The sequence below is a fragment of the Lactobacillus sp. ESL0261 genome, assembly GCF_003693025.1.
GTDB classification, from domain to species: domain Bacteria; phylum Bacillota; class Bacilli; order Lactobacillales; family Lactobacillaceae; genus Lactobacillus; species Lactobacillus kullabergensis.
In genome coordinates this window covers 51,182-67,886 of the sequence record NZ_REHN01000008.1, presented here as the reverse complement: position 1 = coordinate 67,886, position 16,705 = coordinate 51,182, and the positions used below count along the sequence as shown (strand labels likewise).

Here is a 16,705-nt window from a genome sequence, read left to right as displayed (position 1 = left end):
GGAGGAATAAATTTATGTCAGTAAAAATTCGTTTGCGCCGTATGGGTGCTAAAAGAAAGCCATTTTATAGAATCGTTGTAGCTGATTCCAGAATGCCACGCGATGGTCGTTTTATTGAAGAAGTCGGTTACTATAATCCAGTTTCAGTTCCTAAGGAATTGAAATTAGACGAAGACAAGATTTTCGAATGGTTGAAGAAAGGTGCACAACCTTCAGATACTGTACGTTCACTTCTTTCAGGTGCAGGTTTAATGAAGAAACTGCATGATTCCAAATTCAATAAATAGTGAATCGTTTGTTAAAAGTTTGAAGTTGACTGCTTCAAACTTTTTTCTTTAAGTAGGAGATACTATGCAATTTTATGATGTTGCGCGTATTTTATCTACCCATGGTCTTAAGGGAGAGGTAAAAGTTGCTTTGATTACGGATTTTCCGGAAGAACGCTTTGCTGCTAAGCAAGAATTGGCCTTAAAAGCTAATCAACAAAAAAAGTTGACGGTTAAAAGCAGCAGGCCTTTTAAACAGTTTTGGCTAGTTCAATTTAATGAGATCACTGATATTAATAGTGCTAAGAAATTAATTGGCGAAACTTTAGTTGTTAGTGAGCAAAATCAACATGAACTTCCAGATGGCGCATATTATTATCGCGATATTCTAGGCTGTAAAGTGATAGATAATCATTCCGAAACTGAACTAGGTAAAATAACTGGTATTGAAACTCCAGGTGCGAACGATGTATGGGAAATTACTGAAGAGAATGGCAACACATACTTAATTCCCTATATTGATGAAGTAGTCAAAAAAATAGACATTGCTCACAAAAAAGTTTTCGTAGAACTCTTAGAAGGGTTACGTAATGAAGATTAATGTATTAACGCTTTTTCCTGATATGTTTACGCCATTGACGACCTCAATGCTTGGAAGAGGTCTTGAAGATGATAAATGGCAGCTAAATTTAGTAAATTTTCGCGATTTTACCACTGATGTACACCATCACGTTGATGATAGTCCTTATGGTGGTGGCGCTGGCATGGTTTTGCAAGTTATGCCGATCAAGAAAGCCCTTGATTCACTTAAAAATAAGGGCAAAGTAATCATTACTGCGCCACAGGGTAAAACTTTTAATCAAAAAATGGCCCAAAATTGGTCTCATGAAGAAAATCTCACCTTTATTTGTGGTCATTATGAAGGCTTTGATCAACGCATCTATGATTTAGCTGATGAAACTGTTTCAATTGGTGATTACGTTTTAACTGGTGGGGAATTACCCACAATGAGTATGATAGATGCTACTGTTAGACTGCTGCCAGGAATTTTGGGAAATGATGCCTCACCGGTGGAAGAAAGCTTTGCTCACGGTTTGCTGGAATATCCACAATATACCAGACCGGAAGATTTTGAAGGAAAGAAAGTACCACAAGTATTAACATCTGGAAATCACCAAAAGATTGATGAGTGGCGGCATAAGGAAGCTTTGCGCGCAACCTACTTGTACAGACCGGATTTACTTGAAAATTATAATTTAAGTAAAGAAGAAAAGAGAATGTTAACGGAAATAAAGCAGGAAAAAGATCAAACTTGATTTTAGCTGTTAATTTTGCTAGTATAACTGAGGTGTAAATTTATTTTGCACTAATAGTTAGGGGTGTTCCGCTGACGTAGAAAACGCTAATGAATGCCGGAGAAGGAGAAAATAAAAATGGATCCATTAATTCAAGAATTAACCAAAGAACAATTACGTGACGATATTCCTGACTTCCGTGCAGGTGACACAGTTCGTGTACACGTGCGTGTTGTCGAAGGTTCACATGAACGTATTCAGATGTTTGAAGGCGTAGTTATCAAGCGTAAGGGAACTGGCATTGGTGCCAGTTACACTGTACGTAAGATCGCATCTGGTGTTGGTGTTGAGCGTACTTTTCCAGTAAACGATCCACGTGTTGCCAAGGTTGAAGTATTGCGTCACGGTCGTGTACGTCGTGCTAAACTTTACTACTTACGTGATCGTCACGGCAAGTCTGCTAGAATTGCAGAAAAGCGTCGTTAATTCACGCTTAAGTGAAAGAGAATCATTTCCAAAAGGGATGATTCTCTTTTTTGTTTATGTTAAAATCTTTAGCAATATATTTTTATTGAGGAGGAGAATTATGAAAGAACCATTTTTGTTAACTTTTGATCCTGATCCGAGGGCTGTTTTAGAGCCAGATCACGAACAAGAAATTAATAACTTTCATTTTCAGCCCAAGCTGCTGTTTGCATTCTTAACTCCTGCTGTAATCAGTGATTTTTTGGCTCGTTATCCTCATAAAAGCTTGGATTCTTTGACTGCTTCGAAGGAGAAACTCCAATTTATGAGGTTGATTTAGACGGACAAAAAATTACTTTTTGTCAGGCAAAGATAGGTGCTGCAGCTGCTGTAGAGCTATTAGATTGGTTAATAACCTATGGTGTTAAACAAATTTTAGCAATCGGATCAGCAGGCTGCTTAGTTGATTTACCAGAGAACTATTTTCTAGTGCCTACAAAAGCTATTAGAGACGAGGGCACATCCTTTCATTATATGAAACCAGGAACGTATATTGACTTAAAGTCAGAGTTTTTAACTAAGACCAAAAAATTGCTGAAAGAAGAAGGTCTTAAGGTTGAAGAAGTAACTACCTGGACAACTGATGGCTTCTTTAGGGAAACTGTCAAGAAAGTAAAGCAGGCTAAAGAGTTGGGAGCCTCTTGTGTAGAGATGGAGTGTGCAGCAATGGCTGCGTGTGCACAATTCAGAGAGGCAGATTTTGCACAAATATTATTTACAGCCGATTCACTTAAAGATTTAGAAAATCATGATGACAGAGGCTGGGGTAGGGATGCTCATGAAGCAGCAATTAATTTAGCTGCCAATATCATTAGTAAAATTTAACCAAGTTTGTGAAAAATTACTGCTGTGGAACCTAAGTGAAACAGCGTTATTATTCACAAACAAATAACATAAAGGCTTTAGAAAAAGCATTTTTAAGTATAATTTCAATATAAAGATTGTGAATTGATTTAAAGCATTAGTTGTGGAAAGTCAATTTCTTGCCATTATGACAGTATTTTGAGACGTTACGCTTGACTGCTAATAGGAATTTTGCTAGATAAATATCTAAAAATACTTAAAGTTCAAGCAAATCAAAATAATAGTCAAAATTAGTCTAATAAGCCAGTGAGACCAAGTGATTTGTCCGTAAAGAAAAATACCATTTGCTAGAGCGGTAAGTAAAACTGCTACTAGAAATATAGTAGTTAAAAGTTGTTTTTTTAGAAAACTTCCGGCAATAATGCCTAATGCGGACAAGACGTTGATCATGATTAGCCAAATTGGCAAACTAGTAAAAGATGAAAAGCTGGCGCTAATCATGAGAACACCATATATAATAGTTAAACAGATTGTTAGATATGACATTTTTATACCTCCTGCTAAAATTTAAGCATTTGGGGTCGACACTATGTCAAGGAGATAATTATGTATTTGAAAGAATTTATTCAAAAGGAAAATACTACACCTGATACAGTTAGACATTATATCTATTTAAACTTATTAAATCCTGGTCGTAAGGGAAGAAACTATTGGTTTACTGAAAACGAAACTGATATTTTTGAAGCAATTAAAGAGTTCCAAGACTTAGGATTTTCGCTTCAAGAAATAAAGGACATAAAAAACTACACGATGAGTCGTGTAGTACTGAAAAGCAACGTACACAAAACTTAAAGTTAATTACGGATAAAATCGCCGTTATATCTGCAAAAATAAACAAATTAAAAATGCAGAAAAAAGTATTGGCAGAAGTAAAAGAAACTTTGCAGAAAAAAGCATTATTGAAACTCGTAAAAAATAATTTTTGTTTATCCCAATAATGCTATAAAGCTCTTTTGTTAAATATTAAATAATAGTGTTGCGGTATAGCCCTACTACTTTACCTAAAATGTGGACGCTTGACAATATAATCGGTGCCATCGTATCATTTTCAGGCTGTAAACGATAGTGACCTTTTTCCTTGTAAAATCGTTTTACAGTTGCTTCATTTTCATCTGTCATTGCTACTACAATTTCACCGTTAATAGCTGAAGATTGTTTGCGGACAATTACATTATCTCCGTTTAAAATTCCAGCATTAATCATACTTTCTCCATGTACTCTTAACATAAAGAGATCGCCAGCATCATTTGCTAAATCAGGAGGCAAAGGGAAATAGTCTTCTATATCTTCAACAGCTAAAATAGGTTGACCAGCAGTCACGTCACCAACAACTGGAATTTCTTTTGGTTGGACACCAATTGCTTTTTTTCCTTCATCGGTTATTTCTAATGCTCTTGGTTTTGTAGCATCCTTTATTATTAAGCCCTTGTTTTCAAGCCTTGATAAATGACCGTGTACAGTAGAAGTGGAAGATAAATCTACAGCATGACATATTTCTCGCACAGTTGGGGGAAAGCCCCTATCTTCAACCGTTTCATATATGTAGCGTAAAATTTGCAACTGCTTGTTGTTTTGTTTTGTAGTCATAGTTATCTCCAGTATTATAAACGTCTTTAATACCTTTAATTCTAGCAGATAATTTGGTATAGTACAAACAAGCGTTCTGAAAATTTTAAACTTTTTTTATTATAAATAATAATGTAGACTTTTTTAAGAGAGGTGCTAAAAATGAATGAAGATCTTGAGAAAAAACTAATAAATCGAATAAATGAACTATATCATAAAAAGGAATCTGTTGGACTAACAGAAGACGAGGAAATAGAACGAAAAAAATTACATCAGGAATTTATTAAGAACTTTAGAGCAGGCTTTAAACAAGATGTAGAGAATTTAGTGATAATTGATAAAAATGGCAAAGAAATTACTTCTGAAATAGCGAAAAAAGCTCAAAGAAAAAAAGGTTTAAGAAAAGATTAACTTTGATCTTTAATTTTACTGTATTTTTAGGTAAGATATACCTATTGGACAAATTGAGGTGATTATTTTATGAACTTAGGATTAGCGATTTTTCTGATTGTTATAGCATTAATATTAGGACTTGTAGGAGGCTTTTATGGTGCCAGAGCATATATGAAAAAATATTTTAAGGATAATCCGCCAATCAGTGAAGATATGATTGTTGCCATGATGTCTCAAATGGGCCAAAAGCCTTCAGCTAAGAAGGTAAACCAAGTGATGAACATGATGAAGCACCAAAAATAAAAACTTACTAGATTGAAATAGTGTGGCGGAGAATAGACTCTCCGCTTTTTTACTGAATTTTTAGGTGAATAATGGGTATATTTTTTAAATTAGGCTGGTTTTTTAAAAAAGAAAAAAAGCGTTACCTAATTGGTATTACATTTTTGGCACTGACTTCAGTTGTGAACTTGGTGCCACCGAGGATTTTAGGCCTAATGGCTGATCAATTGGATAAAGGACATATTAGTTGGCAGGAATACGGTCTACTGATTATGGCTATCGTTTTAGCGGCCTTGCTACTCTATGGCTTCCGCTATTTTTGGCGTAGTCAAATTTGGGGTGGAGCGGCTGAACTGGAACTGCAGTTAAGATCAAAATTATTTCGTCATTTCATGGCTATGGATCGCACTTTTTATCAACGTCACAGAACTGGTGATTTGATGGCTCACGCCACAAATGATGTTTCGGCTGTTCAGGAAGTTGCAGGTGAAGGTGTCTTAACTTTAGTAGATTCACTCATAATGAGCGTATCTACTATGGTGGCCATGATTGCTTTTGTTGATTGGCGTTTAACACTTGTAGCTCTTTTGCCTTTGCCTTTTTTGGCTTGGGGGGCATGGAAATTAGGAGATAGACTACATGATGCTTTTGATAAATCTCAAGCAGCCTTTTCCAAATTAAACAATAAAACTCAAGAATCTGTTTCTGGTATAAAAGTTTTGAAAACTTTTGGACAGGGAAAAGAAGATACGGCTGCTTTCAATCAAATGATAGACGATACTATCAAAATCAATAAAAAAGTTTTTAAATGGGATTCCATGTTTGATCCTTTAGGTACATTTCTAATTGGTTTGACATATACAATAACTATTATTTATGGCGGAATGCTAGTTTTTAACAAAGCTCTCACTATAGGCCAGTTAGTCTCATTTATAGCATATATCGGCAATATGGTCTGGCCAATGTTTGCGATTGGGTATCTTTTTAATATTTTAGAGCGTGGAAGCGCAAGTTACGATCGTATTGAAAAACTATTAGAAGAAAAATCTGAAATCACTGACAAAAATGCTGATCAAAAATTATCTGCCAAAGATATTGCTGGAGATCTTATTTATCATGTTAAATATTTTGCATATCCAGATGAACCGAAAGTTCAAGTATTAGATAATATCAACTTTACGTTAAAGACGGGGCAAACTCTGGGTCTTGTTGGTAAAGTAGGGGCTGGAAAAACAACTATCATACAGCTTTTACTAAGGGAATTTGATAAATATAATGGTCATATCACCTTAAATGGACATGATATCAGGGAGATCCCGCTTAACGTTTTACTACGCCAAATCTCATATGTGCCTCAAGATAATTACTTATTTTCAACAAGTATTCAAAAAAATATTGCTTTTTCAAAAGCAGACAGTAATGAAAGTGCTATTGTTTCTGCGGCCAAGAAAAGTGATTTGCATAATGATATTTTACAAATGCCTGGTGGCTACAATACTTTGGTCGGCGAAAATGGCGTTTCACTTTCCGGTGGACAAAAACAACGCATGTCTATTGCCAGAGCCTTGCTGAAGCAAAGTCAAATTTTAGTTTTAGATGATGCATTGTCAGCAGTAGATGCAAGGACTGAAATGGCTATTTTACATTCATTGAAAAAAGAACGAAAAGGCAAAACAACCTTAATTGCTACGCATAGACTTACATCAGTAATGAATGCTGATTTAATTTTAGTCCTAAAAAATGGTCGAATTGTTGAACGAGGAACTCATGACCAGCTGCTGAAATTAAATGGTTGGTATGCTGATATGTGGCAAAGACAAGAATTAGAAGACAAGGTAGGTGACTCCAATGGACGATGAAAACTCATTCCAATCAGTCTGGTCTCAAGAAATTCCTGTAAAAGAGCAACTTAGCATTTTTAAGCGCTTGATGCGTTTTGTGATGCATTTTAAAAATGAAATGATCATTGCAGGTATTGGTGCTTTTTTAGTAAGTGTAATTAACGTTTTACTGCCATATGGTTTACAGTATTTTTTAGATAATTTTTTGAGTAAAGCTGATGTTACAACACAAATAATTTTATTCGCTGGTTTTCTGTACGCATTTGGTTCCATTGTCAAAGGAATTTTGCAATTTACCTACGAGTACTTTTTTGCTTTAGGATCAGAAAAATCGCTTGAAGGCTTGCGTTCTGAACTTTATAAAAAGTTGCATACATTAGGAATGCGCTACTTTGATCAAACTCCAGCTGGTTCAATAGTCTCAAGAGTAACAAATGATACTATGACTTTGAGCAATTTTCTGACTGTATTATCAAGTGTAGTAATTTCATTTTTCTCAATTATTTCGGCTATGGTAGCGATGTTTTCTACCAATGTAGTGGCTGGATTTATAGTTCTTGCTTTTTTGCCTTTACTTTTAGTGATTATTTGGCAATATTCTAAAAGAAGTTCGAAACTTTACCGTAGTTATCGCGAGCGACTAAGTCGCATTAATACTAACTTAAATGAATCAATAGAAGGGGTTTCTTTAATCCAGCAATTTAAGCAGGAAGGGCGTATGACTAATCATTTTGAAAGTGAAAACTCTGCCTTAATGAAAACACGTTTCGATATGATTAATCTTAATTCCTTTTTGTTGTCACCTTTAACTAGTTTGCTATATTCACTTGCATTAGCATTAACTTTAATGTATTTTGGCTTTCCATTAAGGGAAACCTTTGTGCCAGCTGGTGTGGTTTATGCATTTTCACAATATATTTCACAGTTTTTTAATCCAATTGCCAATATGATGGATCAAATGACTTTTTTCCAAGATGGTATTGTAGCAGGCAAAAGAATTTTTCGGATTTTAGATAATACTGATTACGAACCACAACAAAAAGCTGAGGCAGGATTAACAATTAATCAAGGAAAGATTGAGTTTAAGCACGTAAGTTTTTCATATGATGGTAAAAACGAAATTTTACATGATATTTCATTCACAGTTAATCCCGGAGAAACTTTAGGCATAGTCGGACATACAGGTTCGGGTAAAAGTTCGATTATTAACGTAATGATGCGTTTTTACGAATTTTATAAAGGTGAAGTGTTAATTGATGGTGTTGACATCAAAAAATATCCTAAAGCAGAACTGCGCAAAAAACTTGGATTGGTATTGCAAGAGCCCTTTATGTTTTACGGAGATATTAATTCCAATATTCGCCTTTATAACAAGGACATAACTGATGAGCAAATAAAAAAGGCTGCCGAAACTGTTCAGGCAGATGGCTTTATTGAGAATCTCCCTGGAAAGTACCATGCTAAAGTAGGTGAAGGCGGAAGTGAGTTTAGTCAAGGCCAAAGGCAACTAATATCTTTTGCTCGTACTTTGGTGACGGATCCTAGGATATTAGTTCTGGATGAGGCCACTGCAAATGTTGATACTGAAACTGAAACGCTGATTCAACAAGGATTGAAGAGATTGCGCAAGGGTCGCACAACTTTGGCTATCGCGCACAGGCTTTCAACTATTGTTGATGCAGATCAAATTATTGTATTGAATGATGGCAGAATTGTGGAAAGAGGCAATCACGAGAAACTTCTTTCACAAAAAGGTTATTATTATAATTTATATACCTTACAGAATAGCCAAAAGTGAAAAAAAGCACAAAGCTAAAAACTTTGTGCTTTTTTATATTTAGTATTGACAGCGTTTACATTAAAGAGTAAATTTATCATGTTAGCAGTAGCTAAATTATGATTTTAGTAAGAAGGGAATTATAATGGAATATCATAAAATTAATCAAACTGACTTGGATAACCTAAGCAAGTTCATTTCAGATCCAGAAAGGTTTATTACTAAACCTACTAAGCACTGGGATCATGACCAATTTGGTACAGTCAAAGCTATGCCAGATTTGGTAATTCAACCAACAAGCAATGAAGAGGTAATGAATGTTGTTAAATACGCTAGTGATCATTCAATACCTTTGGTTCCAAGGGGAAATTCAACTGGTTTAATGGGAGCTAACCTTGCTGTTGATGGCGGAATTTCACTTGACATGATCAAAATGAACAAGGTTTTGGAATATGATCCAGAAAGTTTGACTATGACTGTTCAAGCAGGATTAAGATTGAAAGACTTGGACGAATATTTAGCTGATAAGCCTTTCATGTATATGCCTGCTCCAGCCATGCACTGGGCAACTATTGGTGGTAATGTTTCCACAAATGCAGGTGGACTCAAAGCTATCAAATATGGCGTTACCAGAGAGCACATTCGTGAGATCAAAGTAGTTTTGACTAACGGAAAATTATATAAATTTGGCTCCAAAGCAGTTAAATCGTCTTCAGGCTATTCACTAAAAGATTTAATTATTGGATCAGAAGGAACTTTGGGTGTTGTAACTGAAGTTACAATTCGTTTATATCCAAGACCTCACAAATCTATCAATGCCATTATTCCATTTCCAACTTTGAATGACGCTATTAGATCAGTACCAGCTATTCTGAAATCTGGAGTTGTACCAACTACTGTTGAATTTATGGGACGTAAAGTTGTTAAACTCTGGGAAACATACGCTAAAGACGAATTTCCGATTAAGCATGGTGATGGTTTCATTATCATTGGAATTGACGCCTTTACGGAAGATGAATGGAAAGCAGAACTTGACGAAACTTTAGAAGTTGTTAAACCGTTTAAAGCGGAAAAGGCAATTGTATTGAGTGCTGATTCTGATGAAGCTAAGAAGATTTGGAAATGTCGTGAAGAGTTATTGCTTGCTATTCAAAACTCAACACCAAAGATGGATGAAATTGATGTCTGTGTTCCAATCAACCACATTCCTGTAGTTTTAGACCGAATTGAAGAGCTAGAGAAGGAATTGAACATTAGAATTCCAAACTTTGGTCATGCTGGAGACGGCAACCTGCATATTTACCTTTGCTCAGACGATATGACTGATGAAGAATATGCAAAAACAAGTGATAAAGTAATTTCTGAATTATACAAGACTGCTAAATCACTTGATGGAAATATGTCTGGTGAACATGGTATTGGTTACGCTAGAGCAAATTACTATGAAGACTTTTATGGTAAAGAATATACTGACTTACTACGCAAGGTTAAAAAGTTATTCGATCCTAATTATATTGTTAACCCAGGGAAGATTTTTGAACCTTAATTCGTATCCTAATTCATAGTGTATATGTGCGTTTAATAAAAAAAAAAGCTGACAAAGTATATTTGTCAGCTTTTTTGTGTAGATTAAATTATTAATACTACTTATTTAACATGTACCTTCTAGTCATTGGTAAGTTTTTACCTGAAGGTCCTTTAGTAATCAGATATTGTACAACATCGATGTTGCCAGATTCAAAAGAAGCAGCGCAAGCTTGCAGGTATAAATCCCACATTCGAGTAAAACGCTCACCCATATTCTTTTGAATTTGATCCCGTTTAGCATTAAAATTTTTATCCCAAATTTCCAATGTTCTTTGGTAATGTCTTCTAAGCATTTCCAAATCCGTAATTTGCATGTTGTTTTCGACAATATGACTGATATTTTCACTTAACCCTGGTACATAACCACCTGGGAAAATGTACTTGTTAATCCAAGCGTTCTTGGCACCGCCTTGTTGACGTGTGATGCCATGAATGAGAGCTACGCCATCTTTCTTTAAATATTTTGAAACATCGGCAAAGTATTGACCTAAATTTTCTTTACCGACGTGTTCAAACATTCCTACAGAGGTAATGTAATCCCATTGTTCATTTCCCAACTCGCGGTAGTCTTCTAACTTAACTTCTGCAATATCTTGCAAGTTTTGGTCGTATATTTTCTTTTGCACAAGTTTATACTGCTCTTCACTCAGAGTTACACCAGTTACTTTTAAGCCATATTCTTTGGCAGCAACCAACATTAGAGTACCCCAGCCACATCCAATATCAAGTAATGTCTTTCCTTTTTCAGGATGTAATTTATTTAAAATATGATGGATTTTATTCAATTGTGCTGTTTCAAGGTCATCATTTTCATTTTCAAAATATGCACACGAATATGTTAAAGTAGGGTCAAGCCATAATTTATAAAAGTCGTTACCGATATCATAGTGACTTTGAACATCTTTTTCGCTTTGTGCTTCAGTGTGTTTTTCTTTTGGTAAAAATTTACGAAATTTACTGGACCGCATGAAACTTCCGGCACTTTCATAAGCTCCGCAAATTAGTTTTTGCAAACTGCCCTTGATTTCGATTCTTTTATCCATATATGCTTCGCCTAAAGCAAGAGAAGCATTTTTTGAGATAGCACTAGTCGGAATTTTCTCGTTAAAAATTATCTCTATATTTGGAGTTCCGTTTCCGTATACTTCACTTTTGCCATCCCAGTATGTTACTTTGACAGGGAAGGGAAAAGACTTGCTTAACATAGCTCTATAAAAACTTTTTTCTAACAATTTTGAAATCCTCCATCTAACTTTTTTACATTTTTATTTTAACACTTGTTCATTGAGCTAATGTTTAAAGAGTAATTTTTTATTTAGGTTGATAATGAAAATTGGGGTTTTGTTCGTAGTCAACTTTATCCCAGGCTTTTTTAAGCTTATTGTCTAACATAGCTTCGTTTTCGTGAGTGAGTTTTATTTTACGGTCAACCATAAATGGCTCCCCGAAACAAACTTCTAAGGGTTGGCGTTTTAATAAACCAGTGAAAGTTAGTGGACCCTGATAGACCACTGGTACTATAGGCTTGTTTGATAATTTGGCAATGGCAATTGTGCCGCCTTTCATTTCAGATGAATGCCTGGTACCTGAGGGAAAAATAATTAAGGAATAATTACCTTTTCTCAATCCATTAATGGGAGTTTTTAAGGCTGAAGGTCCAGGATGTTTACGGTCTACAGGAAATGCATGAGCGTGTTTTAAGATGAACCGTAGTAATGGATTTTTAAACAATTCTATTTTAGCCATAAACATGAACTCTTTTGGACTTGCCGCTAAGGCGAATAAAATCGGTTCCCACCAAGTTCTATGTGGTGCTGCCAAGATATAGTTCCCTTCGGGAATTCTTTCCTTATGATTAACGTGTAAATGTCCGTTTAATAGCCAAACTATAAAGCGAGCTACCGGACGAATAAAATGATAAAACATAATTTCCTCCAATTGATGTAAAATATTATAACAAAGCTGCGAGAGAGGACAAATTTTTATGGAAAAATTATTGAAAAATGAACGCATTGATTATATGTACAATGATGATTTAAAAATAATCCAAAACAAATCATCTTTCAGCTTTTCATTAGATACTCTGCTTTTAGCGGCAACTGCAAAGGATGCAATTAAAGATAATTCCAAGGTAGCGGATTTATGTGCTGGCAATTGTGCAGCAACAATGTATATGGCTTATTTTAACCGTGCCAAATATGATGCGGTTGAAATACAGGAAGAAGTGGCTTCACAAGCTGAACGTTCTATTGCGTTAAATAATATGGAAAATCGTATCCAGGTTTTTCAAAAAAATGTCAAAGATGCTCCAGTTTTTTTGAGAAAAGATTCGTATGATGTAATTGTCGTGAATCCACCTTACTTTAAAGTTGCACAAAATCATAAGATAAATCCTGATCCAGCAAAGGCTATTGCCCGACATGAAATCTTAATTAATTTGGAAGAAATAATTTTTGTAGCCAGTGCATTGCTTAAAATGAAAGGCAAATTATTTATGGTTCATCGACCAGAGCGTTTAAATGAAATTGCCTATTTTTGTCTTAAACATGATTTTAGTATTAAGTTTGTACAGCCATATGTTTCTCATCGAGGAGAAAACTGCAATTTAATAATTATTGAAGCAGTTAAGCATACCGGTAGCGATGGTCTGGTATTAAGGGATGCCATTGAGGTACATGATAAAAACGGTAATTATCTTCCTCAAATTCAGCGTATAATCAGAGAAACGGAATCGGATAGAGCAAAAAGGCAAAAGAGTAGAAGATATTATTTTTATGTACTCTTATGCAAAGATAATAGCTTCTACGGTGGCTTTACTGATGATTTATCCAAACGACTAAAAGCACATAATAGTGGCAAGGGTGCCAAGTATACAAAGTCCCGCAGACCAGTCAAACTGCTTTACCACGAAGAGTTTAAAGATAAGAAGTTGGCGCTTAAAAGGGAATATTGGTTTAAGCACCATAACAGATTATGGAAGGAAAGATTTTTAAGAGAACATAAAGTTAACTTTTAACCTTGCATCTTAAACAATAATCTAGTATTATTTTAACGTATGCCTTTATGCATATGTATAAAAAACATCAAGAGCAATCAGTATTTCGGTGCCATACAAATGGTGAAATACTGAAATGACCGCTTGAGAGGATTAAAACCATAGGAGGAAGTTAATATGTCAGTAGTTTCTATGAAACAATTGCTTGAAGCCGGTGTCCACTTTGGTCACCAAACTAGAAGATGGGATCCAAAGATGGCTCCTTATATCTTTACACAAAGAAATGGTATTTATATCATTGATTTGCAAAAAACCATCAAAATGTTAGATGATGCTTATGCATTCGTAAGAGCTGTTGCTCAAAATGGTGGCGTTATTCTTTTTGTTGGTACTAAGAAACAAGCTCAAGATTCAATTGCTGAAGAAGCTACTCGTGCTGGTCAATACTACGTTAACCAACGTTGGTTAGGTGGTACATTGACTAACTGGAAGACTATCCAGAGCCGAGTACAAAGATTAAAAGATTTAAAGAAAATGTCAGAAGATGGCACATTTGATGTATTGCCAAAGAAGGAAGCTTCTCTTTTGACTAAAGAAAAGGATAAATTGGAAAGATTCTTAGGTGGTATTGAAGATATGCCTAGAATTCCAGATGTTTTATTCGTAGTCGATCCTAAAAAGGAAAAGATTGCTGTTCATGAAGCTAATATTTTAGGAATTCCTGTAGTAGCTATGGTCGACACTAACACTGATCCGGATCCAGTTGACGTAGTTATTCCTGCAAACGACGACGCTATTCGTGCTATTCGTTTGATTTCCGGCGCAATGGCTGATGCTGTTATTGAAGGTAAGCAAGGTCAAGATGATGACAATGCTGAAGCAGAGATGGCTAAGGGTGCAGAAGAAAAACAAGCAGATACTGAATCTGATGCAGAAAAAACAGTAGAAGCTGAAGAAACTTCTGACTCAGATGAAGACTAGTTTTAAATATTAATAAGTTTTTATTTGGAAGGAAAAATAATGGCAAACATTACTGCTAAACAAGTAAAAGAATTACGTGACCGTACTGGCGCCGGCATGATGGATTCCAAGAAGGCTTTGGTTAAAGCTGATGGTGATATTGAAAAGGCAATTGACATTTTAAGAGAAAATGGTGTTGCTAAAGCTGCTAAGAAGAGCGGCCGTATTGCTGCTGAAGGTTTGGCCGAATATGCTTTTGAAGGAAATAATGCTGTTGTAGTAGAGATTAACTCTGAAACAGATTTTGTTTCATCTAATGATAAATTTATCAAATTAGTTGATGATGTGACCAAGGCTATTTTAGCGGCTAAACCTGCTAACGTTGAAGAAGCATTAAAATCACCAATGGGTGATTCCACGATTGGCGAGGAAATTACTAATCTTACTGCTGTCATTGGTGAAAAAATCACTTTAAGACGATTTGATCTAATTACTAAGAATGATGATGAAGTCTTTGGTGCTTACAAGCACAATGGTGGTGCAATTGTTGCAGTTGTTACCTTAAAAGGCAACAGTGAGGAAGCTGCTAAGAACATTGCTATGCACGTTGCCGCAATTAATCCAGAATACTTGAACAAGGATTCAGTACCAAAGGCTGATTTTGATCGTCAGAAAGAAGTTTTCACTAAGGAAACTGAAAATGAAGGCAAGCCTGCTAAAATCATTCCTAAGATTGTTGAGGGCAGAGTAAACAAGTATCTCAGTGAAATTTGTTTAGTAGACCAACCATACGTTAAAGATGGTGACATGACTGTTGCTGAATATGCTAAGTCAGAAGGTTGCGAAGTTGTCGGCTACAAGCGCTACGAAGTTGGCGAAGGTATTGAAAAGAAGCAAGAAGACTTTGCTGCTGAAGTAAAAGAACAAATGAAATAGATAAATATTCTAATTTATTCAATTAAAAGCTCTTATCTGTATAGGTGAGGGCTTTTTTTGCTAAAATCTTGCGAAATCATTGATAAGAAGTGATAACCTTAAAGTAAGAAACTTTCTGCATTTGATAAAGAGAATAATTTTAACAAGAAATGAGGTTTCAATAATGAGGAAACTGGCAGAGTTTGACTACATGCTGGATTCATTTAATAGGGATTCCAGAAATCTTAATCGGTTAAGACACGATTTCGTTAATAAATATACGCAAAGTTATATTAAAAATGATATGAATTTAGACGATTTTGTTGTTGGTAAAGGAAATAAAAATAGCTTTTGCTATCAACTTGAATTTAATTTAGCTCAATTGGGCAGTATCAGAGGTTCAAATTCAAAAAAATTCGGTATTTATTATAGTCAAGAAGAGAAGAAGTACATTACAACAAAAGCCTGGGCAAGAAAAAATATAAATGAATCGTTCAGCGAATTAAAGAATGCAATTATTGAAATAATAAAATTGGGTGCAGACGATAGCAAAGAGTCAATTGAAAAAATTGATTCAATTCCATTGTCAAGCATTTTTAAATATAAAATTTTGTCTGTTTATTATCCAAATAATTATTTAAACATTTTTTCTAAGAATCCACTTTCATACTTTCTTTTTCAGTTTTATCCGGAATCTAATTTCAAAAAGAGCTCGATATATGAAATGCAAAAAAAGTTAATTGAGATAAAAAATTCGAATAAGATTGTTAAGAACTGGACTAACATCGAATATGGTAACTATCTTTACTATTTATTTAAAAACGTAAAAAAGTTAAACACATCTGATAAACCAAATAGACAAAAAAATAATAATTTCACTCTTGAAACCCCAAAACAAACAAAAACAAATAAATATGAGTAAAAAAATATATGATAATCCAATGATAGTATATGTTCAAATTGCGAAATATGCTAAACCATCCAAAAAAATAAGATTAAAATCTAATAAGAGCAAGATAAATTATTTAATTAAAGAGGGAAAAATTCTAAGCTCGGTAAAATAGGAGAAAGAATTGTATATAATTACGAGGTTAGGAATTTAAAAAAGTTAGGAAATTTAAAAGTAAAGTTGCAATCTGAAGTAGATAATTCATTAGGTTATGATATTTTATCCTACGAGGACGATGTGACTCCACGTTATATTGAAGTTAAAACCACAGAACAAAAAAATGATAATGGTGAACTTAGCTTTTTTATTTCGCAAAATGAACTGTAAAAAGCAAAGACTTTGAAAAAGTATTGGATTAATCAAGTTTACTTTACTGTTGATAAGCAACCAGTCATAAAAAAGTTAGAAGATCCCTTTAAAAAAGATAAGATCAAATTGCAACCAACTCTTTACTTAACTCACGTAAAGATTAAAGATTAGAAAAATTTGT

At 34.6% G+C, this 16,705-nt stretch carries 19 protein-coding genes and 1 pseudogene; 16 read left to right on the top strand and 4 right to left on the bottom strand.

Going from position 1 to position 16,705, the window contains the following annotated elements; translation table 11 throughout:
* Positions 1 to 14 precede the first annotated feature (14 nt).
* The 5 genes and pseudogenes from rpsP to F5ESL0261_RS05985 all read left to right on the top strand — a co-directional run bounded on the left by rpsP (position 15) and on the right by F5ESL0261_RS05985 (position 2,911).
* Entirely contained in the window at positions 15 to 287 is a 273-nt protein-coding gene (gene rpsP, locus F5ESL0261_RS06005) for a 30S ribosomal protein S16 (protein WP_122052569.1), read from the top strand.
* 64 nt (positions 288 to 351) lie between these two features.
* On the top strand, positions 352 to 867 hold the full coding sequence (gene rimM, locus F5ESL0261_RS06000) for a ribosome maturation factor RimM (RefSeq protein ID WP_122052568.1): 516 nt from the start codon (positions 352 to 354) through the stop codon (positions 865 to 867).
* A complete protein-coding gene (gene trmD / locus F5ESL0261_RS05995; RefSeq protein WP_122052567.1) occupies positions 857 to 1,582 on the top strand; it encodes a tRNA (guanosine(37)-N1)-methyltransferase TrmD in 726 nt (241 codons plus the stop codon). Before rimM ends, trmD begins: the two co-directional genes overlap by 11 nt.
* Before the next feature lie 117 nt (positions 1,583 to 1,699).
* Positions 1,700 to 2,047 (top strand): 50S ribosomal protein L19, encoded by a 348-nt coding sequence (gene rplS / locus F5ESL0261_RS05990; protein ID WP_038523030.1) that lies wholly within the window; start codon positions 1,700 to 1,702, stop codon positions 2,045 to 2,047.
* A gap of 97 nt (positions 2,048 to 2,144) precedes the next feature.
* A pseudogene (locus F5ESL0261_RS05985) lies at positions 2,145 to 2,911 on the top strand (nucleoside phosphorylase).
* 225 nt (positions 2,912 to 3,136) lie between these two features.
* Here F5ESL0261_RS05985 and F5ESL0261_RS05980 read toward each other — a convergent pair.
* Positions 3,137 to 3,436 (bottom strand): hypothetical protein, encoded by a 300-nt coding sequence (locus tag F5ESL0261_RS05980; RefSeq protein ID WP_122052566.1) that lies wholly within the window; start codon positions 3,434 to 3,436, stop codon positions 3,137 to 3,139.
* Positions 3,437 to 3,496: 60 nt separating this feature from the next.
* Here F5ESL0261_RS05980 and F5ESL0261_RS05975 point away from each other — a divergent pair, with 60 nt between their 5' ends.
* Positions 3,497 to 3,742 carry a MerR family transcriptional regulator gene (locus F5ESL0261_RS05975; protein ID WP_109586416.1) on the top strand — a complete coding sequence of 82 codons (246 nt, stop codon included), beginning with the start codon at positions 3,497 to 3,499 and terminating at the stop codon, positions 3,740 to 3,742.
* Between the two features lie 171 nt (positions 3,743 to 3,913).
* Here the strand turns inward: F5ESL0261_RS05975 and lexA are convergent, their stop codons facing one another.
* Positions 3,914 to 4,537, bottom strand: coding sequence for a transcriptional repressor LexA (gene lexA, locus F5ESL0261_RS05970; protein ID WP_045928230.1), 624 nt, complete (start codon positions 4,535 to 4,537; stop codon positions 3,914 to 3,916).
* Between the two features lie 141 nt (positions 4,538 to 4,678).
* Between lexA and F5ESL0261_RS05965 the strand changes: the two genes are divergently transcribed.
* From F5ESL0261_RS05965 to F5ESL0261_RS05945, 5 genes are all read left to right on the top strand, one after another.
* On the top strand, positions 4,679 to 4,927 hold the full coding sequence (locus tag F5ESL0261_RS05965; protein ID WP_045928229.1) for a DUF896 domain-containing protein: 249 nt from the start codon (positions 4,679 to 4,681) through the stop codon (positions 4,925 to 4,927).
* 69 nt (positions 4,928 to 4,996) lie between these two features.
* Entirely contained in the window at positions 4,997 to 5,212 is a 216-nt protein-coding gene (locus tag F5ESL0261_RS05960; protein WP_034981600.1) for a YneF family protein, read from the top strand.
* Between the two features lie 71 nt (positions 5,213 to 5,283).
* Positions 5,284 to 7,050, top strand: coding sequence for an ABC transporter ATP-binding protein (locus tag F5ESL0261_RS05955; protein ID WP_122052565.1), 1,767 nt, complete (start codon positions 5,284 to 5,286; stop codon positions 7,048 to 7,050).
* Positions 7,040 to 8,830 carry an ABC transporter ATP-binding protein gene (locus F5ESL0261_RS05950; RefSeq protein WP_122052564.1) on the top strand — a complete coding sequence of 597 codons (1,791 nt, stop codon included), beginning with the start codon at positions 7,040 to 7,042 and terminating at the stop codon, positions 8,828 to 8,830. The genes F5ESL0261_RS05955 and F5ESL0261_RS05950 overlap by 11 nt, the downstream gene beginning before the upstream one ends.
* Positions 8,831 to 8,954: 124 nt before the next feature.
* Positions 8,955 to 10,355, top strand: a complete 1,401-nt coding sequence (locus tag F5ESL0261_RS05945) for an FAD-binding oxidoreductase (protein ID WP_034981609.1) — start codon at positions 8,955 to 8,957, stop codon at positions 10,353 to 10,355.
* A 97-nt stretch (positions 10,356 to 10,452) separates the two neighbouring features.
* Here F5ESL0261_RS05945 and F5ESL0261_RS05940 read toward each other — a convergent pair whose 3' ends face one another.
* Positions 10,453 to 11,628 carry a cyclopropane-fatty-acyl-phospholipid synthase family protein gene (locus tag F5ESL0261_RS05940; protein ID WP_122052563.1) on the bottom strand — a complete coding sequence of 392 codons (1,176 nt, stop codon included), beginning with the start codon at positions 11,626 to 11,628 and terminating at the stop codon, positions 10,453 to 10,455.
* A gap of 79 nt (positions 11,629 to 11,707) precedes the next feature.
* On the bottom strand, positions 11,708 to 12,322 hold the full coding sequence (locus F5ESL0261_RS05935; RefSeq protein WP_122052562.1) for a 1-acyl-sn-glycerol-3-phosphate acyltransferase: 615 nt from the start codon (positions 12,320 to 12,322) through the stop codon (positions 11,708 to 11,710).
* Positions 12,323 to 12,380: 58 nt separating this feature from the next.
* On the opposite strand from F5ESL0261_RS05935, the gene F5ESL0261_RS05930 reads away from it, so the two are divergent.
* The 5 genes from F5ESL0261_RS05930 to F5ESL0261_RS05910 all read left to right on the top strand — a co-directional run bounded on the left by F5ESL0261_RS05930 (position 12,381) and on the right by F5ESL0261_RS05910 (position 16,542).
* Positions 12,381 to 13,412 (top strand): GIY-YIG nuclease family protein, encoded by a 1,032-nt coding sequence (locus F5ESL0261_RS05930; protein ID WP_122052561.1) that lies wholly within the window; start codon positions 12,381 to 12,383, stop codon positions 13,410 to 13,412.
* Between the two features lie 156 nt (positions 13,413 to 13,568).
* On the top strand, positions 13,569 to 14,372 hold the full coding sequence (rpsB, locus tag F5ESL0261_RS05925; protein ID WP_109586409.1) for a 30S ribosomal protein S2: 804 nt from the start codon (positions 13,569 to 13,571) through the stop codon (positions 14,370 to 14,372).
* Positions 14,373 to 14,411: 39 nt separating this feature from the next.
* Entirely contained in the window at positions 14,412 to 15,287 is an 876-nt protein-coding gene (tsf, locus tag F5ESL0261_RS05920) for a translation elongation factor Ts (RefSeq protein WP_034981620.1), read from the top strand.
* Positions 15,288 to 15,450: 163 nt separating this feature from the next.
* A complete protein-coding gene (locus F5ESL0261_RS05915; protein ID WP_122052560.1) occupies positions 15,451 to 16,188 on the top strand; it encodes a hypothetical protein in 738 nt (245 codons plus the stop codon).
* Positions 16,189 to 16,326: 138 nt separating this feature from the next.
* Entirely contained in the window at positions 16,327 to 16,542 is a 216-nt protein-coding gene (locus F5ESL0261_RS05910) for a DUF3883 domain-containing protein (protein ID WP_122052559.1), read from the top strand.
* Positions 16,543 to 16,705 lie beyond the last annotated feature (163 nt).